We start from the raw sequence: 26,060 nt of genomic DNA on the forward strand, positions 1-26,060 counted from the left end.
CGCATGTCGTCCATCGTCTTCGACTACCTGCTGCCTCTCGTCGGTCCGGAGCAGGCGGCCTACTGGGCCCAGATTCTGGTGATCAACCCCGCCGGCTGATCACCGCGCGACCGCACCCGGTGCCGGCGGTTCGCCGCGGGCACCGCATGCGGTCGCAAGGCCCGGCTTCGACGACGATCCGACACAGGAGGCCTCCACCATGACCACCGATCACGTCTGGTTCATCACCGGCACCAGCAGCGGCTTCGGCCGCGCGATCGCGGAGGCGGTGCTGGCCGACGGCGGCAGCGTGGTCGCCACCGCGCGCAAAACCGAATCCCTTGCCGAACTTCGAGATCATGCTCCGGAGCGGGTGCTCGTCGCACAGCTGGACGTCACCGACCCGGCGTCGATCACCGCGGCGGTCGAGGAGGCGCGAGTTCGGTTCGGCCGCATCGACGTTCTGGTCAACAACGCCGGCTACGGACTGCGCGGCGCGCTCGAGGAATGCGATGACGAGCAACTGCGCGCACTGATGGAAACCAATGTCTGGGGCCTGATCTCGGTCACGAAGGCGGTACTGCCGCTCATGCGGGCCCAGCGCAGCGGGCATATCGTGCAGCTGTCCTCGGTCGGCGGCGTGCGCGCCCGTCTCGGTGGAACCCCTTACGCGCTCAGCAAATTCGCGGTCGAGGGACTCTCGGAGGGATTGTCGTACGAGGTCGCGCCGTTCGGCATCAAGGTCACCATCGTGGAGCCGGGACCGTTCCGCACCGACTTCGCCGGGCGATCCATCCAGTGGGCCGAATCGATGCCCGAATACGCACCAATCTTCGCCGAGGAACGCGAGCGCTTCCAGGCCCAGGACGGCGCCCAGCCCGGCGATCCGGCCCGCGCCGCCGCGGCCATGCTGCGCGCGGTCGCCATGGACGAACCGCCCTTGCGGCTGCCGCTCGGCCCCGAGGCATTCACCGGCATCCGCGCCACCCTGACCCAGCGCCTCGCCGATCTGGACGAACTCGAACCCTGGGCCGCCGACACCGGCTTCCGCTGACCACTCCCCTCGCCTGGACCGCCGGAGGACCCGACATGCTGTCCGCGGAAGACCACTTCGCGATCACCGATCTGATCAATCTGCACGGCCACCTGACCGACAACGGCGATTTCGACGGCTGGCCCGCCCTGTTCGCCGAGGACGTCGTCTACGACGTCAGCGCCATGGGCGGCGGCGTCCTGGTCGGAATTCCCGCCTGCCGCGACGCCGCGCTGGCGATGGGCGACAACAACCCCGTCGCCCACCACGTCACGAACATCGTCATCAACGAGGTCGCCGACGGCACCGTCCGCGCCCTGTCCAAGGGGTTCGGCGTCATGACCGACGGTACGGTCGGCAGCGCCACCTACGAGGACACCATCCAGCGCATCGGCGCCGGCTGGAAGATCACCCACCGCATCGTGCGCCCGCGGCGGAAACCGCTGCACCCCTGATCCGGCGCCCCTCCCGCTGATCACGGAACATGCCAATATTGCTCCGAAGTTGCCGACGAGGGCGATCATGGAGGCATGAACGCGGAACCGCTACCGCACACCCCCGCCCTGCGACGAATGCTGGACGATGCCTCGGCGATCGCGCGCCGGGCGGGCCATACCGCCCTCGGCACCGAACACCTCGTTCTGGCCGGCCTGCAGGACCCGAATTCCACTGTCGCCCAAGCCTTTCACCGCGCGGGCGCCAATCTGGCGGCGATCTCGGACGCCTTGCACGGAACCCTGCGCAACGGGCCGTACCCGAACCCGACCGAACATCCGGACAACGGCGAGGGCTGCGCGCGCTAGCCGGGCGCGGTCGGTCAGCGCAGTGAGGTTTCGTCGCCGACCGTGAACTCGGTGACCCGGGCTTCCCGGATCATCGCGCCCTGCTGGTCGGACACGCCCGCACCGCGGAAAGCATCCAGCGCCGCGCGGTCGCTCCACCGTTCCAGAATGTTGATGCGGCCGGTATCGATCAGGTCGGCCGACAGGGCGAAATCGAGGCATCCGGGAGTCTTCCGCGCCGCGCTCACCACCTCGACGCAGGTCGCCAGATAACGGTCCCGATCGGCCGGGTCCACCCGCAGGTAGCCGGTGACGATGATCTGCCGAGGCGTGGCATCCATGCGGCCAGGGTCTCATGCCGCGAACCCCGAAGGGGACGAGTCGGTCTGTAAGCCGGATCCTGTTCCCGGTTCGCACCGGGAGGCGACCATCCATCTGGGTGCACCGTCACCGGGCACCTCGAGCAGTCAACCCGCAGGCTCGGGCGAGCAGCCCTCGGGCACCTGCGCAGCCGCACTCGCGAGAATGCGGCCTTCGACCTTGCTCCGGGCGGGGTTTACCGAGCCGCCCCGGTCACCCGGGGCGCTGGTGCGCTCTTACCGCACCGTTTCACCCTTACCGGCGGACCTCCGGAGAGACCGCCGGCGGTCTGTTTTCTGTGGCACTGTCCCGCGGGTCACCCCGGGTTGCCGTTAACAACCGCCCTGCTCTGTGGAGTCCGGACTTTCCTCGGCGACGGGCGGCGGCACAGCCGTGCCCGTTCCCGTCGACGCGGTCGCCCGACCGACTCGTCGCGCACCATTGTGCCGTGCGAGCGGCGCCGAGCGCACATCGGGCCGCGACCGGCATCCGGGCTCGGCCGGGAATCGGGGCCGCGGCGGTCGCGCGGCGCGCCCTGGGACGGGCGTGGCGCGGTACCGGAGGTTACGCATACAGTGAAGCCGCATTCGCCGTGGAGCGCGTCCCCACAGCGAACCGACCGCACAGAAGGGCAGCGCACATGGGGTTCGGCGACTTCCAGAACGAGATCTACTTCCAGGGGCTGCGCGGTGTCGTGCCGGAGTACCCGGTCGCGTTCGCCGAACTCGAACAGCGCGCGCAGGCCGCCATGCCGCCCTCGATCTGGTCGTATGTGGCCGGCGGCGCGGGCGACGAGCGCACCCAGCGCGCCAACGTCGCCGCCTTCGACCGCTGGGGGCTCATCCCCCGCATGTTCGTCGGCGCGAAGGAGCGCGACCTGTCGGTCGATCTGTTCGGAATGACGCTTCCCACACCACTTTTCATGGCCCCGGTCGGCGTGATCGGCCTCTGCGCCCAGGACGGCCACGGCGATCTGGCGACCGCCCGCGCCACCGCCCGCACCGGTGTGCCGATGGTCGCCTCGACCCTCACCGTCGATCCGCTCGAGGATGTCGCCGCCGAATTCGGTGACACCCCGGGCTTTTTCCAGCTCTACACCCCCACCGACCGCGATCTCGCGGCCAGCCTGGTGCACCGCGCGGAGCAGGCCGGGTACAAGGGCATCGTCGTCACCCTCGACACCTGGATCACCGGCTGGCGGCCGCGCGACCTGTCCACCGGTAACTTCCCGCAGCTGCGCGGACACTGCCTCGCCAACTACTTAACCGATCCGGTCTTCCTCTCCGGTCTGCAGCGCTCACCGGAGGAGGATCCGATGAGTGCGGTGCTGCGGTGGGTGCAACTGTTCGGCAACCCGCTGCGCTGGGAGGATCTGGCCTGGCTGCGCTCCCTCACGGATCTGCCCTTGATCGTCAAGGGAATCTGCCATCCCGACGATGTGCGCCGGGCCCGCGACGGCGGCGTGGACGGCATCTACTGCTCGAATCACGGTGGGCGCCAAGCCAATGGCGGACTGCCCGCGCTCGACATGTTGCCCGAGGTCGTCGCCGCGGCCGAGGGTCTGCCGGTGCTGTTCGATTCCGGAATCCGCAGCGGCGCAGACGTCGTCAAGGCGCTCGCGCTCGGCGCCACCGCGGTCGGAGTGGGCCGGCCCTACGCCTACGGTCTGGCGCTCGGCGGGGTGGACGGAATCGTGCACGTCCTGCGCACTCTGCTGGCGGAAGCGGACCTGATCATGGCGGTCGACGGCTATCCGGCGCGGAAGGATCTGACTCGCGAATGTTTGCGTTCCGTCCACCCGTAATCGTGCCCTGAGCGGGGATCCACGTCTGCGGCCGGGCGCGCGACCCAGTACGGTATTCGCCCATGGAGCGTGTCGAGGTGGGGTTCGGTTCGGGAAGCGAACAGTGTGCAGCGTGGCTCTATCTTCCGGACGGCCCGCCCAAACCGCGTCCGCTGGTCATCATGGGGCACGGGCTGGGCGCGAACCGGGAAATGGGTCTGGATCGCTACGCACGCCGGTTCGCCGCGGCCGGAATGGGCGTGCTGGTCTTCGATTACCGGCATTTCGGGGCCAGCGGTGGTGAACCGCGCCAGCTGATCAACATCGCCCGCCAGCGCGACGACTGGCGCGCCGCGATCGCCTTCGCCCGCACCCTCAAGGGCTTCGACGCGACCCGAATCGCGTTGTGGGGCAGCTCCTTCGGCGGCGGGCACGTGCTGTCCATCGCACACGAGGACGACTACCTGGCCGCTGTCGTGGCACAGTGCCCGTTCACCAGCGGCTGGTCCTCGGCGATGGCGAAGGGGCCGATCAGCCTCGCCAAGACCGGCACCCTCGCGCTCATCGACATCCTGGTGGGCCCGATCCGCCGCAAGCCGGTGGGCGTGCGACTGGCCGGGCGGAAGCGTTCGGCGGCGTTGATGAGCGCCTCCGACGTGCCCGAGGGTTTCGGCCGCCTTGCCGAGGAGAGCGAGCAGTACCAGCCGAAAGTCGCTGCCCGCGTAGGGATGTCGGTGCTGTTCGATTCACCGTGGCGGCGCACCAAGGGCATCAAGGTGCCGGTGCTGTATGCGGTGTGCGACAACGATTCGGTCGCGCCGGTGGGTCCGACGCTGAAGGCCGCTGAACGCACCAAACACGGCATCGTGAAGCGATACCCGATCGGGCACTTCGACATCTACTTCGACGACTGGTTCGAGAAGGCCGTCTACGACCAGACCGAATTTTTGGTGTCGGTCCTGCGTCCCTGACCGTCGCCGACCGGCGTTCAGAGATACGAGGTGTCGTTGACCAGACGCACCGACGATCCGCCGTCGGGATAGAACTCGGCGATCGACAGCGACGCCAGATCCAGATGCAGCCGATACAGCAGCGACGGGCCGACTTCCAGAGCCAATTGCAGCAGTGTCTTGATCGGCGTCACGTGGCTGACCACGACGACGTTCTGTCCCGGATACAGCGCGAGCAGATCGCGACGCGCCGCCTCGACGCGTTCGCGCACCTGGGCGAAGCTCTCCCCGCCCGGGGCGGGCAGCGACGGATCACCGAGCCAGCGCTGATGCAACTCCGGATCCCGTTGTGCCGCTTCGGTGAACGTGAGGCCTTCCCATTCGCCGAAGTCGGTTTCGGTCAGCGCGTCCAGAACCCGCACCGGGACGTCGAGGGCCTGGGCCGCGGCCTGCGCGGTTTCGCGGGCCCGGCCCAGCGGCGAGGTGACGACCGCCGCGATATCCCCCTTCGCGGCGAGATATTTCGCGGCGCGGGCGGCCTGTTCCCGGCCGAGTGCGGTGAGGTCCGGATTGCCGCGGCCGGAATACCGTCGCTCCACGGACAATTCGGTCTGGCCATGACGCAGCAGCAACAGCCGGGTCGGCCGCCCGCGGGCGCCGGTCCAGCCCGGACCGGTTGTCGCCGGGGCCGTCTCCTGCACGACCGGATCCTCGTGCGCGGCACGGGCGTCGGCCGCTTCGTCGATCCAGCCCGGCAGCTCCGCCTCGACGCCGCGCGACGACACCGATTCCTGCGCAGCCGATTCCGGTTCGGCCACGCTGTCGATCACCGGGCGCTCGGTATCGGCTTCGCGCACCTCCGCGACCACCACCGCATCGTCCATGGCCTCGTTGGCGAGCCGATCGGCATGCGAATTCTGCTCGCGCGGAATCCATTGGAAGCCCACCCGATCGAAGCCCGCGACCAGCTGCCTCGCACGTTCCGCGAGCGGAATCATGGCCGCGTGCTTGACCTTCCAGCGTCCCGACATCTGCTCGACGACGAGTTTGGAATCCATCCGCACCTCGACGGTGCGCGCGCCCAGTTCCGCCGCGGCCGCCAAGCCCGCGATGAGACCGCGGTATTCGGCGACGTTGTTCGTGGTGACGCCGAGGTATTCGCGACGTTCGGCGAGGATCGTGGCGTGGTCGGAATCCCAGATCACCGCGCCGTAACCGGCCGGGCCGGGATTGCCTCGCGAACCGCCGTCGGCCTCCACGATCACGCTGCGTACCGTCATCGCCGGCCCGTCACAATCCGGATTGCTTGGTGCGCACCAGAATCGCACCGCATTCGGGGCAGCGGACCACGACCTGCGGATCGGTCTTGGCGATCCGGGCGATCTCACCGCGGTCGAGTTCGATGCGGCAGGCGCCGCACCGGCGAGCCTGCAACAGCGCCGCGCCGACACCGTGCTGGGCGCGCTGCTTGTCGTAGATCGCGAGCAGTTCGTCCGGGAATCCGGCGAGCAGCTGTTCACGGTCGGCGTCGCAACGCTGCGCGGCCACATCCAGGTCGGCGACCGCGTCGTCGCGCCGGCTCTGCGCGAGGGTCAGATCCTCCTCGGCGCGCGAGAGGTTGGCGCCCGCGTGCTGGTGATCGGCCTCGGCGGCCTCGCGCCGCTCCATCACCTCGAGCAGTTCGTCCTCCAGCACGCCGCGCCGGCGTTCCAGGCTGCCCAGTTCGTGCTGCAACTCCGAGAGCTGCTTGGCGCCGACGTTGCCACCCTCGAGCATGCCGCGGTCGCGCACCTCGCGTTTGCGCACGGCGTCGATCTCGCCCTCGAGTTTGCGAATGTCGCGGTCGAGATCGTCGAGCTGGATCTCGACCTTGACCGCCGCATCCTTGCGATCGGTGCGTTCGGCTTCCAGCCGCTGCACTTCCTGCTGTTCGGGCAGCACCTTGCGGCGATGCGCGATCCGCGTCAACTCGGCGTCGACGGCCGCGAGGTCGAGCAGTTTGGCCTGGATCGGTGGTTCGACATTCAACGCGGGACGTACTCCTCGACACTATGGACGGTTGCGGGGCGACGGGCAGCGGGTGCGCGACGCCGGTGCTCAACCGTACTCTGCCCGCGGCCGGTTTCGCCCCAACCCCGCACGACCCGCCCGCGACCACCGGATACGCGGTCGAGACCTGATGCCCTGCGCCCCGGGCGCCGGCACACGAACAACTCGAGTGCGGCGCCGCCCCGACTGTGACACTCTGACCGGATGGCCGAACATCGCTATCGCGTGGATGTGGTGTGGACCGGAGCCACCACCGACTACCGCTCGTATTCGCGCAATCACGAGGTGCTCGCCGAAGGGCGGCCGCCCCTGCCGGGCTCGGCGGACCCGGTCGTCGGACGGGGCGACGCGACGCGCTGGAATCCCGAGCAGCTCCTGGTCGCCTCGCTCTCGGAATGCCATATGCTCTGGTACCTGCATCTGTGCGTCGAGGCCGGAATCGTCGTGATCGACTATCTCGACGAGGCCGAAGGCGTGATGAACGACCAGCGCTTCGAACATGTCACCCTGCGCCCCCGCGTCACCATCACCGATGCCGCTCGGGTCGAGCAGGCGCGCGCACTCCACACGGAGGCGCACAAGCGCTGCTTCATCGCCAACTCGGTCAATTTCCCCGTCGACCACGAGCCGGACATCCGGACGGAGTGAATTCGCGCCCGTCCACGGTCGCGGGAGAACGCCCGGGCCGGCCTCGCGCCGCTCGTCCCTGTGCCGCCCGAAACTGACACAGCCGGCCGGCTCGCCACCGAACCGCCCCTGTGCGACCGCCGCTCATGTCAGTCGTCGGCGGCGCCGAGGGTCCACGGGTCGGTGCGGAGGGTACTGACCCGGGTTTGCACGCCCGGAAGCGCTTCCCGTACAATACCTTCCGCTTGGGCGCACCAGGGGAATTCGCTGGCCCAATGGGCGACGTCGACGAGTGCGGGACCGCCCGCGCGCAGATGTTCATCGGCGGGGTGGTGGCGCAGGTCGGCGGTGACGTAGGCGTCGACGCCGAGCTTCGCGACCGTGCCGAGGAAGGAATCGCCCGCGCCACCACAGACCGCGACGGTGCGAATCTCGCGGTCGGGATCACCGGCGGCCCGCACACCCCAGGCGGTACCGGGCAGGGCAGCGCGCACGCGAGCGGTGAAGGCGCGCAACGTTTCCGGTTCCGGCAGGGTGCCGATGCGTCCCAGACCTCGTCCCGACGGCAGCGCCGCGCGTTCGGTGACATCGAAGGCCGGTTCCTCGTAGGGGTGGGCGGCCCGCAGCGCGGCCAGCACCGCGGGGCGGGCCGACGGCGGCGCCACCACCTCGACGCGGTCCTCCTCGACGAACTCCAGGTCGCCGACCTGACCGATCGCCGGATTCGCCCCCGCCATCGGCCGGAACTGCCCGGTCCCCGGTACCCGCCAGCCACATTCGCGATAGAACCCGGCGCCCCCCGCGCCGGCCTCGAACATCGCCGCCAGCACCGCATCGGTGTGGTCGCGCGGAATGAACACCACCCAGGTGTCCACCGGCGCCGCCGATTTCTGCTCCACCGGCCCGGTCACCGTCAACCCGAGCATGTGGGCGAGGGCATCGGACACTCCGGGATCGGCCGAATCGGCATTGGTGTGCGCGGTGAACAGCGCACAGTCGTTGCGGATCAGCCGATGCAGCAGCGCGCCCTTCGGCGTACTCGCGGCCACGGTGTCGACGCCGCGCAGCAGCAGCGGATGGTGCACGACCAAAGCCTGTGCGCCCCAATCGATCGCCTCGTCGACGACGGCAGCGGTGGCGTCCACCGCGAACAGCACCCGAGATACCGAGGCAGCGGGATCACCGCACACCAGCCCCACCGAATCCCAGGACTCCGCCAGCCGGGGTGGATACGCGTCGTCGAGTACTCGGATCAAGTCCTTCAGCGTCACAACAGAATTCGTCGCTGTCACCACCGCACCTCCACCGTTTCGCCGTTCCGGTCATTATCCACTCCGACGCCGCCTGCCGGGGCGGACCGCGCCGCGTGCCCCCGAGCGCGAATCCTCACAGGCCGACGGCTTCGATCGCGGCGACCAAACGATCGACAGCGTCGCTGTCGCGGATCGCCAGGCGTAAGAATTCACCGTCGAGCCCCGGGAAGGTGTCACCCCGCCGGACACCGATATCTCTGTCCGCCAGATGTTTCCGCAGCAGCTCACCGTCGGGCACACGGATCAGCAGGAACGGACCCGCGGCCGGTTCGTGCACGTCGATGCCGAGGGCGCGCAGACGGGGAATCATCGCCTCTCGCTCGGCCACGATCCGGATCGCGCTCGCCTCGGCTTCGGCGATCGCGTGCGCTTCGCAGGTCGCCGCGATCGCCTCGAGTTGCAGCGTGCCGAGCGGCCAATGTGGGCGACCGTGGTTCAACCGGGTCAGTAGTTCGGGCGGACCCAGCAGATATCCGCACCGCAATCCGGCCAGCGCCCACGTCTTGGTCAGGCTGCGCAATACCAGAACGTCCGGATAGGACTGTCCCGCAAGTGTTTCCGGCTCACCGGGCACCGCATCGGCGAAGGCCTCGTCGACCACCACGAGGCGACCGGGCCGGCGCAGCGATTCGATCACCGCGCGAGGATGCAGGACCGAGGTCGGATTGGTCGGATTGCCGAGGACCACCAGATCGGCTTCCTCGGGGACCCGCGCCCCGGCCAGCTCGTAGGGCGGTGCCAGCACCACCCGGGCGACCGGAACATCGGCCTCGCGCAGAGCGAGTTCCGGTTCGGTGAACGACGGATGGATGACGGCCGCCAGCCGCGATGCCAGCCGCGGCAGCAGCGCGAACCCCTCCGCGGCCCCGGCGAGCAGCAACACCTCCTCGGGCGCGCGGCCGTGCCGTGCCGCCACGATCGCGCGCACCGCGTCGGCCTCGTCCTCGGACGGGTACCGCCCCAGCGCGGGCAGTCGCGCGGCCAGCCGCCGCAGCAACCACTCCGGTGGCGCCTCGTCCCGCACATTCACCGCGAAGTCGAGCATCCCCGGCAGCACATCGCGGTCCCCGTGATGCCGCAACGCCGAACGGTCGACCTGCACACCACCGAACCCAGCACCCCCGAACCCAGCACCCCCGAATCCAGCACCGCCGGACTCCGCATCGGTCGATCCGGAACCGCCGACTTCGGGACCCCCGGACGCCCGCACGCCGTCGATGCGCCCGTCGGCGCCCACGGCGAAACCCACACGGGTCGCATCCGCCTCGGCTGCTCCGCCCGGACGCGTATCGCTCGGGCGGCTCGGGCCTGCGTGCGACCGCGTGCCGGCGGTCGCGGGGGTGTCCTCGGGCACAGCCACCTACCCTACGTGGCCGCCGCCCGCACCGACCGGCCACAATGGGTGCGTGGGCGAGCTGCACGTGACCTTCATCTGCACCGGCAATATCTGCCGGTCGCCGATGGCCGAGAAGATCTTCGCCGCGCATCTGGAACGCGCCGGACTGGCCGATCGGGTGCGCGTGAGCAGCGCCGGCACCACCGCCTGGCACGTCGGCTCGGACGCCGACCCGCGCACCACCGCCCTGCTCACCCGCCACGGATATCCGATCGGGCACGTCGCGGCCATGATCGGCCCCGATCATCTCGACGCCGATCTGCTGGTCGCCCTGGATTCCAACCACGATCGCGAACTGACCCGGTTGCGGATCCCCGAAGCGCGCCGGCGACTGCTGCGCAGCTTCGACCCCGCCGCCGACGATCACGACGTCCCCGACCCCTACTACGGCGACGACACCGATTTCGAACTCGTGCGCGAGCAGATCGAGGCGGCCGTTCCCGCGCTGCTGGCCTGGGTGCGCGAACAACTCGGCGAACCCGCGACGACCGGACCGCGGCAATGAACATCCTGCGCCGGCTCACCTTCCTCCTGCGGCCCAGCTGGGCGATCCTGGCGGTCGTCGTGGTCGCGTTCGCCTACCTGTGTTTCACCGTGCTCGCGCCCTGGCAGCTGGGCAAGAACACCTCGACGTCCCACCGCAACAACCTGATCGCGGCCTCGGTCAACGCCGACCCGGTCCCGGCGAAGAACCTGCTGAACACGGGCGAGGGCACGCCACCGGCCGGGACGAATCCGGCCGACACCGAATGGCGGCGGGTGGTCGCGACCGGTAGTTACGTACCGAATTCGATGGTGGTCGAGCGATTGCAGCGGCTCAACGATCAGCCCGCCTACGGGGTGCTGGCCGCCTTCCGGCTCGACGACGGCCGGGTCGTGCTCGTCGATCGCGGCCTGATCGCGGCGGTGAACGGCTCGGATCTGCCGGTGATCGCGGAGCCGCCGTCGGGTCAGCAGCACATCGAGGGACGGGTCCGGAAATCCGAGGGCGCGGTCCCCGGCAAGGATCCGATGGTCCGTGACGGCCTCCGCCAGGTCTACTCGGTCGACACCACTCAGCTCGCCACGGTTCTGGGCACGCCGCTGACCGGCTTCGCGACCGGTGAGCACGGCGGCTATCTGCAATTGGACGCCGGCCAGCCCGGCGCCTTCACCCCCGAGTCACTCCCCCAGCTCGACGCGGGCCCGTATCTCTCGTACGGGCTGCAGTGGATCGCGTTCGGTGTGATGGCCCCGCTCGGCCTCGGCTACTTCGTCTATGCCGAAATCCGCGAACGCCGCCGCGACCGTGCCGCTGCGGGGGCAGCCACCCCGAGTGAGCAGGTCCCGGCCATGAGCACCGCCGGATCACCGGCTGCCGAATCAGCCGAAGGCACGAGCACCGCTGCGGCTTCCGCCCCTTCGGAGCCGGCTCCGAAGGCCCGGCCCGAGACCGCCTCCGCACCGGACGAGCCATCGGCCGCGCCGAAACCACGCACCACCGCGGACCGCCTGGCCGACCGCTACGGCAACGCCCGCAGCTGACCGGATCCCGCAGAATCGGCCCACTTCGCGACTGGCCCGATCGACCTATTTGGCTATAGATTGATATAGCTAGATCTCTCGATACGAGCGGAGAACGGGATGAACGCCATCCGGCAGGCCTACGACACCGTGCAGCGATCGTGGACCGGGCAACAGTGGGATGCCTGGGCGGCGACCTGCGCCCCCGATTACGCATTCGACACCGGTACCGGCCTGCGACTGGATCTCGCGGGGACCCTGGACTGGAGCCGCGCCTGGTTCAGGGCCTTCCCCGATTACGCCGAGGACATTCGCGCGGTGCATCCGGCACCCAACTCGGCGGCCGCCGAATTGGTCGGCCGCGCAACCTCGGTGGACGACTTCGTCGTCGCCGGCGCGACATTGCTCCCGGCGACCGGCCGGCGGTTCGAGATCGCCTACGCCAAGGTTCTGGTCTTCGACACCGACTTCAAGGTGGTCGAGGACCGGCAATACCTGGACACCGCCGCTCTACTCCGGCAACTCGGCGCGAGCTGATCGGCGGCGCCCGAGCGCGTACGCGGTCACGGCCGCCACCACCGCGGCCGTCAGCTGCACTCCGTTCGACAATCGCACCGCCCGGCGCAGATCGGGTACCCGCGGGGTCCGCCCGTCACCCAGCACCGGACGCATCTCGGTCCCGTGGCGATACTCGGTCCGCCCGCCCAGCGCCACGCCCAGCGCTCCGGCCATCGTGGCCTCGGCGACGCCCGCGTTGGGGCTCGGGTGCGCCCCGGCGTCGCGGCGCCACGCGCGCCACGCATCGCCGGGCCGCCCGCCCACCAGCGGCGCGAGCATCACGGTGAGGACCCCGCTCACCCGCGCGGGCAGCAGATTCGCCAGATCGTCGACGCGCGCGGCGGCCCAGCCGAAGTTGCTGTAGCGCTCGTTGCGATAGCCGACCATCGCGTCGAGCGTGTTGATCGCGCGGTAGCCGAGCAGCCCCGGCACTCCCGCGACCGCACCCCACACCAGCGGCGCGACGGTGGCGTCGGAGGTGTTCTCGGCAATGGATTCGACTGCGGCACGGGCCAATCCGTCGGCGTCGAGCGCTTCGGGATCGCGTCCGCACAGCGAGGGCAGCACCTCCCGCGCACCGGTCGACTCCCCCGCCTCCAGTCGATCCGCCATCTCGCGCCCGGTCCGGGCGAGCGTGGTGCCGCCGAGCGCGATCCACGTGCCGACCGCAGTGATCACGATGGCGCCGAGCCCCGCGTGACGACCGGGGCGCCCCTGCACCACCGCCGTCCGGACGCCGGCGCACCCGCCTCGCCTGCCCCCGGCCACGCCGCCGCGCCGATTCCGCCATGCCGACACCACGCCGCTCCCACGGGTGATTCCCGATGGCCGGGCAGCGATCTCCGCGCCCGCGCTCAGCGCGACGACACCACCCACCAACACGATCTCGTGCACGACCCCGGCGGCACGCGCATCACGATATCCGGCCGATTCCACCGCGGCGGCCGCCGTCCCGAACAGCGCCACCGGATGTCCTCGCCGCGGATCACCGAAAATCCGATCCGCCGCGAATCCGATCAGCAGTCCCGCGGCCCGCGCCGTTCCATATCGCACCGGGCGAGACTATCGGCCCCCTCGGGCACCCCGATGTCACACTCGGCCCGGCGGCATCGTCACCATGAGGAGGCACCCGCGCGGCGGGCGCGCGCGGCGAGACGAGGATGGCAGCTGTGACGACCGGACACGACGATATCGATCAGACCGAACTGGCACGCCGGTTCGAGGAGCATCGCCAGTATCTGCGCCGCGTGGCCTACAGCACGCTGGGCAGCCTCAGCGATGCCGACGACGTCGTGCAGGAGGCGTGGTTGCGGTTGCAACGCTGGTACGAAACCCGTTCTCCCGGTGAGCGAATCGACAATCTGCGCGCCTGGCTGACCACCGTCACCGGCCGCCTCGCGCTGGATCAGCTGGGTTCGGCCCGGGCGCGCCGCGAACAATACGTCGGCGAGTGGCTGCCGGAGCCGGAGGTCACCAGCTGGGACGACCCGGCCGACCGCGTTTCGCAGGACGAGCGCGTCACCACCGCCCTGCTGGTGGTCCTCGAATCGCTCTCGCCCGCCGAACGCACCGCCTTCGTGCTGCAGGACATCTTCGGCATGACCGGTCCCGAGGTCGCCGACGTGGTGGGCCGCACCCCCGCCGCCGTCCGCCAGCTCGCCTCCCGCGCCCGCAAGCACGTCGAGGACGGCACCCCGCGCTTCCCGGCCTCCCGCGACGAACACGAGAAGGTGGTTTCGGCCTTCTCCGCGGCCTGGCGGTCGGGCGATCTGAGCGGCCTGCTCGGTGTGCTCGACGAGAACGTCACCCTGACCGCCGACGGTGGCGGCCGGGTGCCCGCGATCCGGCAGCCGGTGCAGGGCGCCGAGCTGGTGGCCAAGCTGTACTTCGGCTGGTACCGCGCCGGAACCGGGGCGTGGGCGCGCATGGTTCAGGTCAACGGTCTGCCGGGCCTCATGGTCTTCGACGGCAACCATCTGGGGATCATGGCCTTCACCGTCGAACAGGACCGCATCACCTCGATCGCGATCGTCCGCAATCCGGAGAAGCTGCACGATCTGCCCGAGGGCGAACCGGATTGGACGATGTGAGAGTTCGCTCGGCGCGGCCCGTCACCGGCACGCCTGCCACCCCGCTCCGTGACCGACCCCGAGCAGGCCGTGCGCCCGGGCCACCTCCGGTGAGTACAGCTGTCCCGCATCGGCATTGAGCCCGGCCTCGAGGCCCGGGTCGGCACGGCAGGCCGCCCGCCAGCCGAGATCGGCGATGGTTCGCACATACGGCAGGGTGGCGTTGGTCAACGCGACGGTGGCGGTGTGCGGGACCGCGCCGGGCATATTCGCGACACAGTAGAACAGCGAATTCGCCACGGGGAAGGTCGGTTCGGCGTGCGTGGTGGGATGGGAGCTCTGGAAACAACCGCCCTGATCGATGGCGATATCGACCAGCACCGTCCCCGGCCGCATCCGCTCCACCAGGGTATCCGGGACCAGTTGCGGCGCTCGCGCTCCCGGCACCAGCACCGAACCGATCACCAGATCCGCGGCGACGACCGCCCGGTCGATGTCGGCCGCGTTCGAGGCGAGAGGAGTGACCCGCCCGGCGAATCGGATGTCGAGTTCACGCAATCGCACCGGATTGGTGTCGAGCACGATCACCCGCGCACCCATCCCGACCGCGACCGTCGCCGCACTCGTTCCGGCCACCCCGCCGCCGATCACCACCACTTCCGCCGGCCGCACCCCCGGCACGCCGCCCAGCAACACTCCGGCGCCACCTTCGGGCGCCATCAGGTGGTAGGCGCCGACCTGGGGTGCGAGTTTGCCGGCGATCTCGCTCATCGGCGTCAGCAGCGGCAATGATCCGTCGGGTCCACGCACGGTTTCGTAGGCGATCGCGGTGATGCCGGAGGCCAGCACGGCGTCGGTGCACTCCCGGGAGGCCGCCAGGTGCAGAAAGGTGAACAGCACCTGCCCGGCGTGCATGCACGAATATTCGGGTGCGATCGGCTCTTTCACCTTCAACACCAGTTCCGCCTCGTCCCACACCGCGTCGGCACTCGCGGCGATGTGCGCGCCGGCGGCCACGTAATCGGCGTCGGTGAATCCGGACCCGAGTCCGGCGCCGGATTCGATCAGCACCCGATGACCGTGCCGGGTGAGTTCGACGGCGCCGGCCGGGGCGAGGGCGACCCGGCTCTCCTGCGGTTTGATCTCGCGCGGAACCCCGATTCTCATACCGCCATCGTGGCCCTGATCCGGGCGCGGTGCCATGATCAAGTCGCGGCGATTCACAGAACCGCAACCAATCGGCAATCGATCCGCGTCCGGCAGCCCGGCATCGGCGTCACACGGTGATCGACTCGCCCAGCGGCGGGATCCGCAGCTGCTTCTCGCGCCCGCCGTAGCCGAAGGTGCGCCGAAGGTGATCGAGTGTCTCGGTGAAGTGCGCCCAGCCCTCGGCGTGTACCGGCACCACGACCGCCTCGCCGAGCACCTGCGCCGCGGCCAGTGCCGTGCGCGCATTGAGCGTGACGTCGCTGTCCTCGAACCGGCCCACGTTCGCGGCGCCGACGTTGAGCAGGGCGATGTCGATGCGGCCGAATTTCGCCACGATGCGCTCGACGTAGTCGACGGAGGCGTTGTCACCGGAGATGTAGACCGTCGGCAGGTCCTCGGCCTGCAGGACGAAGCCAGTGACCGTGCCGCTCAGCGCCTCGGCGCCCTCCGGCCCGTGCAGCGCCGGTACCGCGGTGACGGTGACGGCGCCGATGCGCACCGACTCCCACACCGTCAGTCCCCGAACGCCTTCCAGGCGCCCGGCCGCTTCCGGCGTGGACAACACCGTCTCGACGCCGGCCATGACGTCGCGGCCCGCCGGATCGAGGTTGTCGGGATGCTGATCGTGCGACAGCAGCACCACGTCCACCGGGCCCACGCGATCCGCGGCGACCGCCGGTCCGGTCAATTTGTGCAGGGTGAGCGCGCCGGCGGAGTAGTCGCCGGGTTCGTCGAAGGTCGGATCGGTCAGCCAGACCAGCCCGCCGTAGTTCAGCCGGACGGTGGGGCCGCCGATGTGCAGGAGTTCGACCGTGGTGGAGAGCGTGTTCGTCATGAGCAACAGCTTGTCCCGATCCGGCACGCTCGAACAGTGGCCCGCAGGCCACGCTTCGATAAGATCGGGCCATGCATGTGGTCGCGGTGGTCGCCTTCGACGGAATCAGCCCGTTTCACCTGTCCGTCCCCGGGATGGTGTTCGGCCGGATCGGCACCAGCGTGCAGGACAGCGCGCCCTACCGGGTGCTCACCTGCGCGGAAGTTCCCGGAATCCTCGGCACCCCCGGCGATTTCGACCTCGTCGTACGCCACGGCCCCGAGGCGATCGACCGCGCGGAGACCGTGGTGATTCCCAGCTGGAACCCGGAACTTCCCGTGCCCGAGGTCATTTCGTCGGCCCTGTGGCGCGCACACGAACGCGGCGCCCGCATCGTCGGACTGTGCCGCGGCTCCTGGGTGGTGGCCGCCACCGGTCTGGCGGACGGGCGTGAAGTCACCACACACTGGGGTCTGGCTCCGGCCCTGGCCCACGCGTTTCCCGCGGTGACCGTGCGCGCGGATCGGCTGTGGACCGACCTCGGCGATGTGGTGACCTCCGCGGGAGTGGCTGCGGCACTGGACTGTTGCCTGCACCTGGTGCGCGCCGATCACGGCGCCCGCGCCGCGACCGAACTCGCGCGCACGCTGGTACTGGCCCCCTACCGCGCCGGCTCCCAGGCGCAGTACATCCCGCTCGCGGTGCCCGACGCCACCGACGACGACCCCATCGAACACGCGATGGTCTGGGCGCGAACACATGTGGACCAGCCCATCGATCTGGACAGCTGGGCCCGCACGGCGCTGATGTCGCGGCGCACCTTCACTCGCCGCTTCCGCGAACGCACCGGATCCAGCCCGCAGCGCTGGCTGCTCGATCAGCGCATCGACCGCGCCCGGCTACTGCTGGAATCCACCGACGACACGATGGACCGCATCGCCGCCGAGACCGGCCTGGGCACGGCGATGAATCTGCGCCACCATTTCCATCGCACGCTCGGGCTGCCACCGGCCGCACATCGCGCCCAGTTCCGGGCCAGCTATGTTGACCTGCATGATGATCAAGCTGGGTGAGCACGAGCCGCAGATCGACGACACCGCGTGGGTGGCGCCGACGGCCACGGTGATCGGCCGGGTGCGGCTGGGTGAACAGGTCAGCATCTGGTACGGCGCGGTGATCCGCGGCGATCTGGAGGACATCGGCATCGGCGCCGGCACCAACATCCAGGACGGCTGCGTACTGCACGCCGATCCGGGATTCGAACTGCAGGTAGGCAGCGGAGTGTCGGTGGGCCACAACGCGATTCTGCACGGTTGCACGGTCGGCGACGACGTGCTGGTCGGCATGGGCGCGACCGTGCTCAACGGCGCGGTGATCGGCGAGGGCAGCCTCATCGCCGCCAACGCCCTGATTCCCGAGGGCATGAAGATTCCACCCGGCTCCCTGGTCGCGGGCGTACCGGGCAAGGTGCGGCGCGAACTCGGCGATGCCGAACGCGATCGCATCAAGCTCAACGCCGCGGTCTATCTGCACAATATGAGCACTCACCGCGACGCCGGCACCCAGCTGTGAGACGGGCCACACTGGTCAAGCGTCCAGGTTGATCTCTTGGTAGCATCGTCGCAGCATGTTCGCGGTCCGCGGCAGTGAATCATCGCCCCGGGCGGCGCACTGCGACGTGGGTATGCAGGAGGTTAGACGGTGTCGTACGAGCAGTCCGGTATGCACCGACCCCAGGGGCGGATCAGTGTGGCCGATATCGCGGCCCAACCCGGTGGCATCGAGGCGCTACAGCGTCGAGTCCACGAATTACGTTGCAACGGAAGCGATTTCGCCGCGAACGCGATCGAGCAGGAAATGGCCGCATTCAATCTGCGCTGAGCGCGGGCGGCGTGAGCCCGGTCGGGGACGTCGGTGACGGTCCGGCGCGATGAGATAATGATCGTCAGCCTTCCGCATCGACGCGGTCATTCGCCGACTCGACTGGAGACCCCATGCCCCCTGTTCCGTCCATCCTGGCCCGCATCCTCGAGAAGCCCCGCTCCGACGGTGAGCAGCTGCTCGAGAGTGCCCTGTCGGCCTTCCTGGACTTCGGGATCAAGCGGACCAGCATGGGTGAGATCGCGCGCCGCGCCGGCATCAGCCCCGCGACGCTGTATCGCCGCTTCGAATCGAAGAACGATCTCGTCGAGGCGGTAAGCGTGCGCGAGGCGCAGCGCTTCGTCGCCGATATCGAACAGCGGGTCGGCAGCATCACCGACAACGAGGATCAGCTGGTGGAGATCTTCGTCGTCTTCATCACCGCGCTGGCGCACAACGAGCTGCTGCAACGACTGCTGCGCACCGAACCCGAGCTGATCCTGCCGCGCTTGACCACCGACGCCGGCCCGATCCTCGCGGTCGGCCGCGCCTACCTGGCCGACAAGCTGCGCGGTTTGCAGAAGGCCAACGCCGAACTGGATTTCGATGCCGACCTCGTCGCCGAGATCATGGCCCGGCTGGCGCAGTCCCTGGCGTTGACTCCCGACGGGCTGATTCCGCTCTCGGACGCGGAGGCCGCCCGCGCCTTCGCCCGGCGGACGTTGCTGCCGATGGTCGGCGGCCACACCGCCTGACGGCCGGGCCTGCGATGCACAGTGCGACTGTCGCCGGCTACCAGGAAGACTCCGACGCGACACTGCCGGGCGGCCCGACACCGGTCTCGCCCAGCCCGAACGCCGCGGCCACGCGCCGATCGAGCAGCGCGACATCGGGTTCGGCTCCGCCGTTGGCCAATTCGCGTGCCAGGTCGGTGAGCCGCTGTCCCGCATCGGTATTCGGATCGGGGAGCGGAAGCCGGGTGACATACTGCGTGATCCACCGGCGCCGCCCGGCATAGAGCCGATTTCCGCACACGGCATCGTAGAATTGCAGTCCGAGCGTCGAATTGGCCACGCCCATCAGCAGATACGCGATCCGCTCGTCGCCGATATCGGCCAGCGACATCCAGTAGCAGTCGCCGTTCACCACCGCACCGCTGCGATCGAGCGCGAACCGCGGCGCCACACTGATATCCGGGAACACCACCTTCGGACGGCACCACAGATGCGGCCGCTGCGGCACCCAGATCTCGAACCACTCCCGCCCGGTGCCGGTGAGGTAGTCCCGAGCGGCCAGGGTGTCCTTGTGCTGGGCGAGATAGGCCGCGGCGTCCGGATATTCGCTCAGATCGACCGGTGTGCGGCACGAGCACGAAGTCTCGTAGGGGTACAGCACCCGGGTGTCGCGGGCGCGTGCGATCCGCCACGGAGCGAGGTCGTGATGAGTCAGCAGCTGCCGGAGCAGTTCGGGCTCCGGACAGCAGGGCCGATCCTCCCACCGGTCCGAGATGAAGACTCGATCGGCATTCGTCTTGATGCCCACCCTGATTCGTGCCACCTCGCCGAACGTGCGCCACGTGCCGGCGGCGATTCGCCCCAACCAGGCGTCGGTAGCGGGTCGCGACATACGCCACGGAGTTGTGGGATCGAAAGTGCTGGTGAGTGATTCGTCTTCGCACTCCACATCGGCCCATGCGTCGCCACCATCGGCGAGAATTCGCGCGGGCCCGCCGGCCGAACCGCGCCCCGGGTTCCCCGATCCGCACGGTTCGCCGTGCACACCGGTCCACAGCGTTCCGGTCTCCACAGCGATGTGGCGACCGCCGTGGTCGACGACGGAGTCGGCCGGAGCGACCACAGCGTCGAACAGGTCGGCAGCGGCCGTCGGCTCCCGCTCGCACTCGTAGGCCGTGACGAACCTGCAGGTCCGCTGCTCGTGCCCGCGCACGGCGATTGTCACCGCGGGCAGGACCGCCGCCTCGAACAGCCGAGTGTCCCCAAGGTCGTAGAGCTCCACCGGCGTCAGTTCCGCATACAGCAGCGCCCGCAGATTCGCCCCCGCCTTGGTGCTGAGGAATCGGTTGGCGCACAGCAGACCCAGCACTCCACCGGGTCGTAACAACCGCGGAATCGTCGCGACGAACGGATGGGTCAAATCGATACGTCCCGACAGCCCGAACTGCTTGCTCAGCATCTGCGCGGTCGCGCCACCCAGCTGCTGAGTCCGCACATACGGCGGGTTCGTGATCACGGCGTCGAAGTGCGAGTCGGTCAATTCGGTTGCCGCGCAGAGGAAATCCCCCACCCGCCAATCGATGACGACCCGATTCGACGGTGGCGCGGTATCCACCCCAGGCGCCGCGCCGAGGTATGCGCCGACCGCGTCCGCCACCCGCGATCCCGCCCACGACTCGGCGGTGCCCTCCTCCGGCCAGACCTGGGACCTGCCCGCGAATCGGCTGTTCCACGATGTCCCCCTAGTCTGAGCTTCCCGGACCGCCGCGGCATTCAGGTCGTACCCCACCAGATGCAAGGAGGTATCCGGAAAGCGTTGTGCCGCAACATATGCCACCGCCGACAGCAACTCACCGTCGCCGCAGGCGGGGTCCAGCACCGACAACTCGCGTTCCGGTCGCACATGCGCGAGCATCCGCTCCGCGAGAAACTCCGCCAACCGCGGCGGCGTGTAATGCCGACCGTGCCGTTTCCGCGCCCCACCCCCGCCCGGCTCCCGTCCCGCCCGGCGGTCTGCTGCTGGCTGCTCCCGCCCGCCGCGCATGTCCGCATTGTGCCTGCTGCGAGCACAAATGTGGGCGAACTCGACGTATCGCGCCGCAGGTCGCTCACCGGCGTTGGACGCGCTCCTCGGGCGGACCGACCGCTCCACGGTCACGCAGGTAGGTCTCCAGGGCGTCCAGATCGGTCGGGCCGACCGCCGTATCCGTGCCCCGCGTGAACACTGCGAAGCCGTCGCCGCCGGAGGCGAGGAAGTTGTTGGTGGTCACCCGGTAGGTCGCGACCGGATTCACCGGCCGGTCTCCGATGCGGACGGAATCGGCGATCACCTTGTGTCCCGGGGCGGCCTTGTCGTCGTAGGAGTAGGAGATGCCCGCGACCGAGAGCACGGCGGGTTTGCTCTTGTTGTCCCACTGCTGTTCCAGCAGGTCCAGTATCTGGCGACCGGTCAGGGTGACGGTGACGACCTGATTACCGAACGGCTGCGTCTCGTAGATGCTGCCGTAGGTGATCGGCCCGGGGCCGATGTCGGCGCGCACGCCGCCCGGATTCATGAACGCCGCCACGGCCTGCGCCGAATCGCGGGTGACATCGAGCATCGCATCGGCGATCACCGCACCGAGCGGGGATTCGCCGCCACCGCGATCGCTGCGCGTCAGCGGGGCCGTCGCGGTGCCCACGACCCGTTGTGCGCGCGGCGCCGCCTGGCCGGAGAAGAATGCGATCGACTTGTCCACCGCCCGATCGGGAGCGACATCGCGGGTCACTACCCGGTTGACGGCGTGCGCGGACACCTTCCCGTGGTCGAACCGCAGCGTGACGTCGGTGATCAGGCGCCCGTAGGACGACGCCTGCGTGACCACCTTGCCGTCGAATTCGCAGTTGTAGGCCTGATGGCTGTGCCCGGTGAGCAGCACTCGAACGACGGGATCCGTATGCGCCGCGAGCGCCGGCACATCCGGACTGATGTCGGCGCAACCGTTGTAGTCGGTGGTCTTCGCCGGTGTTCCCTGGGCGCCGCCGTCGTGCACCAGGGCGACAACGGTTTCGGCACCGGCCTGTTTCATGGCGGGCACGTACTTGTTGATCGCCTCGGCTTCCTCGCCGAAGGTGTAACCGCGAATTCCTTCCGGGAAAACGAGATTCACCGTATCGGGCGTCACCACCCCGACGACACCGATCTTGTGCCCGCCGATCGTCAGCATCGTCCACGGCCGCACTCCGGCCGGAGGCTCACCGCGGGAGTCGGTGAGATTGGCGGCGAGGAAATCGAAGTGTGTTCCCGTGAACGGCTCCCCCGGTGAGCACCCGTCGAGCGCACAGCCGCCCGCGCGCAACCGTCCCAGTTCCACGACCCCGTGGTCCAGTTCGTGATTGCCCACCGCCGACGCCGCCACCCCGATCTGGTTGAGATAGCCGATCGTCGGCTCGTCGTGGAACAGCGACGACACCAGCGGACTCGCCCCGATGTTGTCCCCCGCCGACACCACCGCGCTGTCCGGATACGCCGCCCGCAACCGCTGCAGATGCGTGGCCAGATACGCCGCCCCGCCCGCGGTGTACTCCCCCACCTGCCCGTTGCTCGCCTCCGGCGGTTCCAGATTGCCGTGCAGATCGTTGATCCCGAACAGGTGCACATCGCCGGGTTGCGCCGCCGGAAGGTCGCTGGTGGAGACCAGCGGTATCGCGCCCCGATGTGTGGTTTCGCTGCTTCCGCCGCATCCGGACAGCGCGACCAGACTCATCGCGACGGCACCACCGGCCGCCATGCGCCGCAGAACACCCATACCGTCAGACTCTGACATACGGGAACGTCCCCGAAACGACGGTTCGGTGAACTCTGCTGTCGCCCTGCGCTATCGCCGACAGGAGACGGCTGCTCGGTGCGTCAGCCCACGGTGATCGGCAATGTCTCCCAGCCGCGCACGGTCGAGGTCGACGACAAGGTGATGTTGTCCCAGTCGACATCCCACGTCGGGAAGCGGCGCAACAGCTCCTCCAGCGCCACCCTGCCCTCGAGCCGGGCCAGCGCCGCGCCCAGGCAGAAGTGGGTACCGAGGCCGAAGGTGCGGAGATTGCTGATCTTGCGGTGGATATCGAACCGCTCCGGGTCGTCCCAGCGTTCCTCGTCGCGGTTCGCCGACGCGATGAGCAGCATCATCGCGCTGCCGGCGGGCACGGTGGTCCCGTAGAGCTGCACATCTTTTGTGACGTAGCGGGCGATGGCGTGGCCGGTCGGCTCGAATCGCAGCGTCTCCTCGATCGCGTTCGGGATCAGGCTCGGATCGGCGACGAGTTCGGCGCGCTGTTCGGGGTGGCGGGCGAGCAGCGCACCCAGCCAGCCGATCAGCCTGGCGGTGGTCTCGTTACCGGCCCCCGCGACGACGGAGACATAGGTCAGGATCTCGTCGCGCGTCAGCGTCCGCGTCACGCCCTCGGTGTCGACGAATTCGGCGCGCATCAACTCGGTCATCAGATCGTCGGAGGGATTGTCGGCGCGCCAGTCGATGTATTGGGCGAACTGTTCGGCATCCGGAATCGCCTTGTCGGAGATCTGCATTCCCTGCCCGGGCTCGGTGCGCAGCGCGCTGTCGGCCTTGTCGCGCACGGTCTGCTGATCGGCCTCCGGGATGCCGAGCAACATGCCGATCACGCGCATCGGCACCTCGTTCGCGAACGCGGTCATCAGATCGAACCGGTCTTTCCCGGCGAGCCGGTACAGCGACCGCCGGCACAGGTCGCGGATCTGCGGCTCCAGCGACATCACCCGCCGGGGCGTGAACACCCGCTTGAGCAGCGCGCGGTGGATGTCGTGCGCCGGCGGATCCTCCATCAGCAACGTGCCCGGCGGAATCTCGATCCCCGCCTTGATGATCTCCAGAATCGGCCCCCGCGACGACGAGTACGTCTCCCAGTCCAGCAGTGCGGGATCGATATCCGACGCGCGGGTGAGGGCATAGAAGTCGTGCTTGTCGTTGTAGTAGAGCGGCGCTTCCGCCCGCATCCGCCGATAGATCGGGTAGGGGTCCTTCGCGATCTCGCGGTCGAACGGGTCCCAGTAGACCGCGTCGGCGCTATCGGGCGCGGGGGCGTCGTCGAGTGCTGTGGCAGGGCGAGGCGTGTCAGGCATACGGATCATTCTCTCTCAATGAGAATGAGAATTCCATAGCGGAGAATATCGATATCCTTCGCGGTTGCCGCGAGCGGGCGCCACTGGGCCGCCGCGCGCCCGGCGGGCAGTGCCCCCCGCCCGCACCCCGACAGGCAGCGTCGACGACGCGGAACGTCGAGCCGACCGCTCCTCGTACACCCTCAGCGACTCCGAGTCGACATTCCGTCCGGTCGGAATTTGTTGTCTTATCTCACTTTTCGACCGTCCATGAGCCGCCGAGCAGCCCACCAGCCGTTACCGCCCGAAAGCCGTTGTAGCGCAGCGTTATCACGCGACTTTCGGTGGAAGCACTCGGTTAACGTTGATGTGTTACAACGCTTCTGGAGGTCGAACCGGCCATGCTGATAATCAACGGCGACATCACCAAACCGAAGACCCAACAGCAGGTCGTCGAATGGCTCGCGAACTACGTCACCCAACCCGGAATCGCCGTCTCCGGCGTCTACATCCCCAGGCTGGACGGCGGGAGCACCGAAGCCGATCTTCTGGTTTTCACTCCGCACGCGGCGGCCGTCATCGAGGTCGACGCTCTGCGCAAGAAGACCCGCGGACCGCTGTCGTATTCGATGAACGAGCGGTGGTCCGCACCCGGCATCCACGGCGACCCGGTCCAACTCCGCGGCGACGACCTCAACCCGCTGCACCAAGTGCGCAGGCCCGTCTCCGCCCTGAGAACCTTCGTCGCCGAACTGACACGCGGCCCGGAACCGTTCGTGGACGGCCTGACCCTGCTCATACCCAAGTCGGGCAACACGGTCACCCTCGACAAGGGCCCGATGCCCGCCGGGTTCACCGTCCTGCTCGGCGACAGCGCCTCCCAGCTCTACTCGTGGTTCGGCCGAACCGCCCAGCACCGCGACCGAACACCGTGGACCGCGGAGCTGGTCGTCACCGTGCTGACAGCCCTGCGAGTCGACCGCACCCGCGACGCCGAAAGCCGCCGCCGGCTCTACGCGGAACTGCTGGCGGAGGGATTCCCGACCGAGGTGTCGGCGGTCCCGAGAGAAGGAGACGGAAGCTCAACTACCTCGACGCCCGTCTCCGCGCCACCTGACGCCCCGGTCGCCCAGCAAGCAGACTGGGACGGACGGAATTCACAAGGGGTCCCCGCAGCTTCACACAACCCGTCTTCGCAGATCGATTCGACACCCGCAACCCCGCCGCCCCTCGCCACCTCTGCGAACGCACCGGCCCAGCCGGAACAGGCAGACCAAGCCCGCCCGAATTCGCAAGCGGTCCCCACAGATTCACACCTCCCGCATTCGCGGAACGCCCAAGCCAACGCGGCCCCACCCACCTCGTCGCCCGCCCCAGCCCCGTCAACCTCACCCGTTTCCTACGCCCGAGCCCACCCCGAGACCCCACCGGCTTCGCACGCCGACCCGACATTCTCAGCTGTACAGACTTCGCGAGCGGTCCCGAAGCCTGCGTCCACACAGGCTCTGCAGACCGACGCCAGTCCCGCACCCGCACCCGCACCCGCACCCGCACCCGCACCCGCACCCGCACCCGGGGAGCCAAGCACAGACTCCAACTTCCGAACCCAACCCCCAGCACGCCACCGCCTCCGCACCGCACTCCTCGGCATCGCCGCCGTCCTCATCCTCATCTGCGGCATCGGCTACATGGCCGGCAAGGACCACCCCCGCGCACAATCCGACTCCCAACCGGCACCATCCCAGGTCCGCCCGCCCGAGAGGACAACGACGCCCGCCCCGCCGCCCACCGAACCCCCAGGCACACAGCAACATTCGACAACGCCGACGGAGGGGGCAACCTGCTATCCGTTCCAGGTGGGCTGCTGATGTAGAACCACGTCACCACCGAATGCGCCACGGCCTCAAACGCTTGTCCCCCAGACCGACTCG

General features: G+C 69.0%; 26 protein-coding genes and 1 other RNA gene. 15 read left to right on the plus strand and 12 right to left on the minus strand.

All coding sequences use genetic code 11. The features are described 5' to 3' along the window. Window positions 1–199: 199 nt before the first annotated feature. The 3 genes from NN2_RS05985 to NN2_RS05995 all read left to right on the plus strand — a co-directional run bounded on the left by NN2_RS05985 (window position 200) and on the right by NN2_RS05995 (window position 1,815). Window positions 200–1,033 (plus strand): oxidoreductase, encoded by an 834-nt coding sequence (locus tag NN2_RS05985; protein WP_063011127.1) that lies wholly within the window; start codon window positions 200–202, stop codon window positions 1,031–1,033. Between the two features lie 35 nt (window positions 1,034–1,068). Then, a complete protein-coding gene (locus NN2_RS05990) occupies window positions 1,069–1,467 on the plus strand; it encodes a nuclear transport factor 2 family protein (protein WP_030515360.1) in 399 nt (132 codons plus the stop codon). 75 nt (window positions 1,468–1,542) lie between these two features. Beyond that, a complete protein-coding gene (locus NN2_RS05995) occupies window positions 1,543–1,815 on the plus strand; it encodes a Clp protease N-terminal domain-containing protein (protein ID WP_063011129.1) in 273 nt (90 codons plus the stop codon). A 14-nt stretch (window positions 1,816–1,829) separates the two neighbouring features. On the opposite strand, the gene NN2_RS06000 is transcribed toward NN2_RS05995, so the two are convergent. After that, window positions 1,830–2,135: a putative quinol monooxygenase gene (locus NN2_RS06000; RefSeq protein WP_063011131.1), complete on the minus strand. Its 306-nt coding sequence runs from the start codon at window positions 2,133–2,135 to the stop codon at window positions 1,830–1,832. Between the two features lie 32 nt (window positions 2,136–2,167). Beyond that, an RNA gene (rnpB, locus tag NN2_RS06005) (RNase P RNA component class A) lies at window positions 2,168–2,585 on the minus strand. Between the two features lie 209 nt (window positions 2,586–2,794). On the opposite strand from rnpB, the gene NN2_RS06010 reads away from it, so the two are divergent. Next, complete coding sequence (locus tag NN2_RS06010) at window positions 2,795–3,958, plus strand: lactate 2-monooxygenase (RefSeq protein WP_063011133.1); 1,164 nt, start codon at window positions 2,795–2,797, stop codon at window positions 3,956–3,958. 62 nt (window positions 3,959–4,020) lie between these two features. Next, window positions 4,021–4,908 (plus strand): alpha/beta hydrolase, encoded by an 888-nt coding sequence (locus NN2_RS06015; protein WP_063011135.1) that lies wholly within the window; start codon window positions 4,021–4,023, stop codon window positions 4,906–4,908. Window positions 4,909–4,925: 17 nt separating this feature from the next. On the opposite strand, the gene NN2_RS06020 is transcribed toward NN2_RS06015, so the two are convergent. Both NN2_RS06020 and NN2_RS06025 read right to left on the minus strand, forming a co-directional pair. Then, window positions 4,926–6,167 carry a bifunctional RNase H/acid phosphatase gene (locus NN2_RS06020; RefSeq protein ID WP_063011137.1) on the minus strand — a complete coding sequence of 414 codons (1,242 nt, stop codon included), beginning with the start codon at window positions 6,165–6,167 and terminating at the stop codon, window positions 4,926–4,928. A 10-nt stretch (window positions 6,168–6,177) separates the two neighbouring features. Beyond that, a complete protein-coding gene (locus NN2_RS06025) occupies window positions 6,178–6,915 on the minus strand; it encodes a zinc ribbon domain-containing protein (protein WP_063011139.1) in 738 nt (245 codons plus the stop codon). A gap of 225 nt (window positions 6,916–7,140) precedes the next feature. Between NN2_RS06025 and NN2_RS06030 the strand changes: the two genes are divergently transcribed. After that, a complete protein-coding gene (locus tag NN2_RS06030; protein ID WP_063011141.1) occupies window positions 7,141–7,584 on the plus strand; it encodes an OsmC family protein in 444 nt (147 codons plus the stop codon). A 128-nt stretch (window positions 7,585–7,712) separates the two neighbouring features. On the opposite strand, the gene NN2_RS06035 is transcribed toward NN2_RS06030, so the two are convergent. Together NN2_RS06035 and cobC are read right to left on the minus strand one after the other, a co-directional pair. After that, complete coding sequence (locus NN2_RS06035; RefSeq protein ID WP_063011188.1) at window positions 7,713–8,855, minus strand: Nif3-like dinuclear metal center hexameric protein; 1,143 nt, start codon at window positions 8,853–8,855, stop codon at window positions 7,713–7,715. A 94-nt stretch (window positions 8,856–8,949) separates the two neighbouring features. Further along, window positions 8,950–9,978, minus strand: coding sequence for an Rv2231c family histidinol phosphate aminotransferase CobC (gene cobC, locus NN2_RS06040; protein ID WP_063011190.1), 1,029 nt, complete (start codon window positions 9,976–9,978; stop codon window positions 8,950–8,952). Between the two features lie 304 nt (window positions 9,979–10,282). Here cobC and NN2_RS38410 point away from each other — a divergent pair, with 304 nt between their 5' ends. The 3 genes from NN2_RS38410 (at window position 10,283) to NN2_RS06055 (ending at window position 12,312) form a co-directional block, all read left to right on the plus strand. Next, window positions 10,283–10,777, plus strand: a complete 495-nt coding sequence (locus tag NN2_RS38410) for a low molecular weight protein-tyrosine-phosphatase (RefSeq protein WP_255407291.1) — start codon at window positions 10,283–10,285, stop codon at window positions 10,775–10,777. 5 nt (window positions 10,778–10,782) lie between these two features. Further along, a complete protein-coding gene (locus tag NN2_RS06050; protein WP_063910691.1) occupies window positions 10,783–11,796 on the plus strand; it encodes an SURF1 family cytochrome oxidase biogenesis protein in 1,014 nt (337 codons plus the stop codon). Window positions 11,797–11,895: 99 nt separating this feature from the next. Further along, window positions 11,896–12,312, plus strand: a complete 417-nt coding sequence (locus NN2_RS06055; RefSeq protein WP_063011145.1) for an ester cyclase — start codon at window positions 11,896–11,898, stop codon at window positions 12,310–12,312. On the opposite strand, the gene NN2_RS06060 is transcribed toward NN2_RS06055, so the two are convergent. Beyond that, window positions 12,286–13,386 carry a cobalamin biosynthesis protein gene (locus NN2_RS06060; RefSeq protein WP_063011147.1) on the minus strand — a complete coding sequence of 367 codons (1,101 nt, stop codon included), beginning with the start codon at window positions 13,384–13,386 and terminating at the stop codon, window positions 12,286–12,288. The genes NN2_RS06055 and NN2_RS06060 overlap by 27 nt on opposite strands. A 116-nt stretch (window positions 13,387–13,502) precedes the next feature. Here NN2_RS06060 and sigJ point away from each other — a divergent pair, with 116 nt between their 5' ends. Beyond that, the gene (gene sigJ / locus NN2_RS06065) at window positions 13,503–14,423 is read left to right on the plus strand and encodes an RNA polymerase sigma factor SigJ (RefSeq protein WP_369817518.1); all 921 of its coding nucleotides are present in this window, start codon (window positions 13,503–13,505) and stop codon (window positions 14,421–14,423) included. Between the two features lie 21 nt (window positions 14,424–14,444). On the opposite strand, the gene ald is transcribed toward sigJ, so the two are convergent. Together ald and NN2_RS06075 are read right to left on the minus strand one after the other, a co-directional pair. Then, on the minus strand, window positions 14,445–15,569 hold the full coding sequence (ald, locus tag NN2_RS06070) for an alanine dehydrogenase (RefSeq protein ID WP_051756001.1): 1,125 nt from the start codon (window positions 15,567–15,569) through the stop codon (window positions 14,445–14,447). 109 nt (window positions 15,570–15,678) lie between these two features. Further along, a complete protein-coding gene (locus NN2_RS06075) occupies window positions 15,679–16,446 on the minus strand; it encodes an MBL fold metallo-hydrolase (protein ID WP_063011194.1) in 768 nt (255 codons plus the stop codon). Between the two features lie 71 nt (window positions 16,447–16,517). Here NN2_RS06075 and NN2_RS06080 point away from each other — a divergent pair, with 71 nt between their 5' ends. From NN2_RS06080 to NN2_RS06095, 4 genes are all read left to right on the plus strand, one after another. Beyond that, on the plus strand, window positions 16,518–17,498 hold the full coding sequence (locus NN2_RS06080; RefSeq protein WP_063011151.1) for a GlxA family transcriptional regulator: 981 nt from the start codon (window positions 16,518–16,520) through the stop codon (window positions 17,496–17,498). Then, the gene (locus NN2_RS06085) at window positions 17,479–17,997 is read left to right on the plus strand and encodes a gamma carbonic anhydrase family protein (RefSeq protein WP_063011153.1); all 519 of its coding nucleotides are present in this window, start codon (window positions 17,479–17,481) and stop codon (window positions 17,995–17,997) included. The genes NN2_RS06080 and NN2_RS06085 overlap by 20 nt, the downstream gene beginning before the upstream one ends. A gap of 129 nt (window positions 17,998–18,126) precedes the next feature. Beyond that, window positions 18,127–18,306 carry a hypothetical protein gene (locus NN2_RS06090; protein ID WP_063011155.1) on the plus strand — a complete coding sequence of 60 codons (180 nt, stop codon included), beginning with the start codon at window positions 18,127–18,129 and terminating at the stop codon, window positions 18,304–18,306. A gap of 113 nt (window positions 18,307–18,419) precedes the next feature. After that, entirely contained in the window at window positions 18,420–19,040 is a 621-nt protein-coding gene (locus NN2_RS06095; protein WP_063011157.1) for a TetR/AcrR family transcriptional regulator, read from the plus strand. Window positions 19,041–19,077: 37 nt separating this feature from the next. Here NN2_RS06095 and NN2_RS36100 read toward each other — a convergent pair whose 3' ends face one another. From NN2_RS36100 to NN2_RS06110, 3 genes are all read right to left on the minus strand, one after another. Further along, window positions 19,078–21,063 (minus strand): Eco57I restriction-modification methylase domain-containing protein, encoded by a 1,986-nt coding sequence (locus tag NN2_RS36100; RefSeq protein ID WP_063011159.1) that lies wholly within the window; start codon window positions 21,061–21,063, stop codon window positions 19,078–19,080. A 64-nt stretch (window positions 21,064–21,127) separates the two neighbouring features. Then, window positions 21,128–22,807 carry a bifunctional metallophosphatase/5'-nucleotidase gene (locus tag NN2_RS06105; protein WP_245658571.1) on the minus strand — a complete coding sequence of 560 codons (1,680 nt, stop codon included), beginning with the start codon at window positions 22,805–22,807 and terminating at the stop codon, window positions 21,128–21,130. A 101-nt stretch (window positions 22,808–22,908) separates the two neighbouring features. Continuing rightward, entirely contained in the window at window positions 22,909–24,150 is a 1,242-nt protein-coding gene (locus NN2_RS06110; RefSeq protein WP_063011198.1) for a cytochrome P450, read from the minus strand. Between the two features lie 380 nt (window positions 24,151–24,530). Here NN2_RS06110 and NN2_RS06115 point away from each other — a divergent pair, with 380 nt between their 5' ends. Beyond that, complete coding sequence (locus NN2_RS06115) at window positions 24,531–25,997, plus strand: NERD domain-containing protein (RefSeq protein WP_063011161.1); 1,467 nt, start codon at window positions 24,531–24,533, stop codon at window positions 25,995–25,997. The last annotated feature ends 63 nt before the right edge of the window (window positions 25,998–26,060 follow it).

Origin of the sequence: Nocardia nova NBRC 15556 (assembly GCF_001613005.1) — a bacterium.
GTDB lineage: Bacteria > Actinomycetota > Actinomycetes > Mycobacteriales > Mycobacteriaceae > Nocardia > Nocardia nova.

Coding starts and splice junctions, on each gene's coding strand:
- NN2_RS05990 (WP_030515360.1), top strand. CDS start 1,069: ATGCTGTCCGCGGAAGACCACTTCGCGATCACCGATCTGATCAATCTG.
- NN2_RS05985 (WP_063011127.1), top strand. CDS start 200: ATGACCACCGATCACGTCTGGTTCATCACCGGCACCAGCAGCGGCTTC.
- NN2_RS06055 (WP_063011145.1), top strand. CDS start 11,896: ATGAACGCCATCCGGCAGGCCTACGACACCGTGCAGCGATCGTGGACC.
- ald (WP_051756001.1), bottom strand. CDS start 15,569: ATGAGAATCGGGGTTCCGCGCGAGATCAAACCGCAGGAGAGCCGGGTC.
- NN2_RS06105 (WP_245658571.1), bottom strand. CDS start 22,807: ATGGGTGTTCTGCGGCGCATGGCGGCCGGTGGTGCCGTCGCGATGAGT.
- NN2_RS06080 (WP_063011151.1), top strand. CDS start 16,518: ATGCATGTGGTCGCGGTGGTCGCCTTCGACGGAATCAGCCCGTTTCAC.
- NN2_RS06020 (WP_063011137.1), bottom strand. CDS start 6,167: ATGACGGTACGCAGCGTGATCGTGGAGGCCGACGGCGGTTCGCGAGGC.
- NN2_RS06000 (WP_063011131.1), bottom strand. CDS start 2,135: ATGGATGCCACGCCTCGGCAGATCATCGTCACCGGCTACCTGCGGGTG.
- NN2_RS06085 (WP_063011153.1), top strand. CDS start 17,479: ATGATGATCAAGCTGGGTGAGCACGAGCCGCAGATCGACGACACCGCG.
- NN2_RS05995 (WP_063011129.1), top strand. CDS start 1,543: ATGAACGCGGAACCGCTACCGCACACCCCCGCCCTGCGACGAATGCTG.
- NN2_RS06030 (WP_063011141.1), top strand. CDS start 7,141: ATGGCCGAACATCGCTATCGCGTGGATGTGGTGTGGACCGGAGCCACC.
- NN2_RS06010 (WP_063011133.1), top strand. CDS start 2,795: ATGGGGTTCGGCGACTTCCAGAACGAGATCTACTTCCAGGGGCTGCGC.
- NN2_RS06115 (WP_063011161.1), top strand. CDS start 24,531: ATGCTGATAATCAACGGCGACATCACCAAACCGAAGACCCAACAGCAG.
- NN2_RS06095 (WP_063011157.1), top strand. CDS start 18,420: ATGCCCCCTGTTCCGTCCATCCTGGCCCGCATCCTCGAGAAGCCCCGC.
- NN2_RS06015 (WP_063011135.1), top strand. CDS start 4,021: ATGGAGCGTGTCGAGGTGGGGTTCGGTTCGGGAAGCGAACAGTGTGCA.
- NN2_RS36100 (WP_063011159.1), bottom strand. CDS start 21,063: ATGCGCGGCGGGCGGGAGCAGCCAGCAGCAGACCGCCGGGCGGGACGG.
- NN2_RS06075 (WP_063011194.1), bottom strand. CDS start 16,446: ATGACGAACACGCTCTCCACCACGGTCGAACTCCTGCACATCGGCGGC.
- NN2_RS06110 (WP_063011198.1), bottom strand. CDS start 24,150: ATGCCTGACACGCCTCGCCCTGCCACAGCACTCGACGACGCCCCCGCG.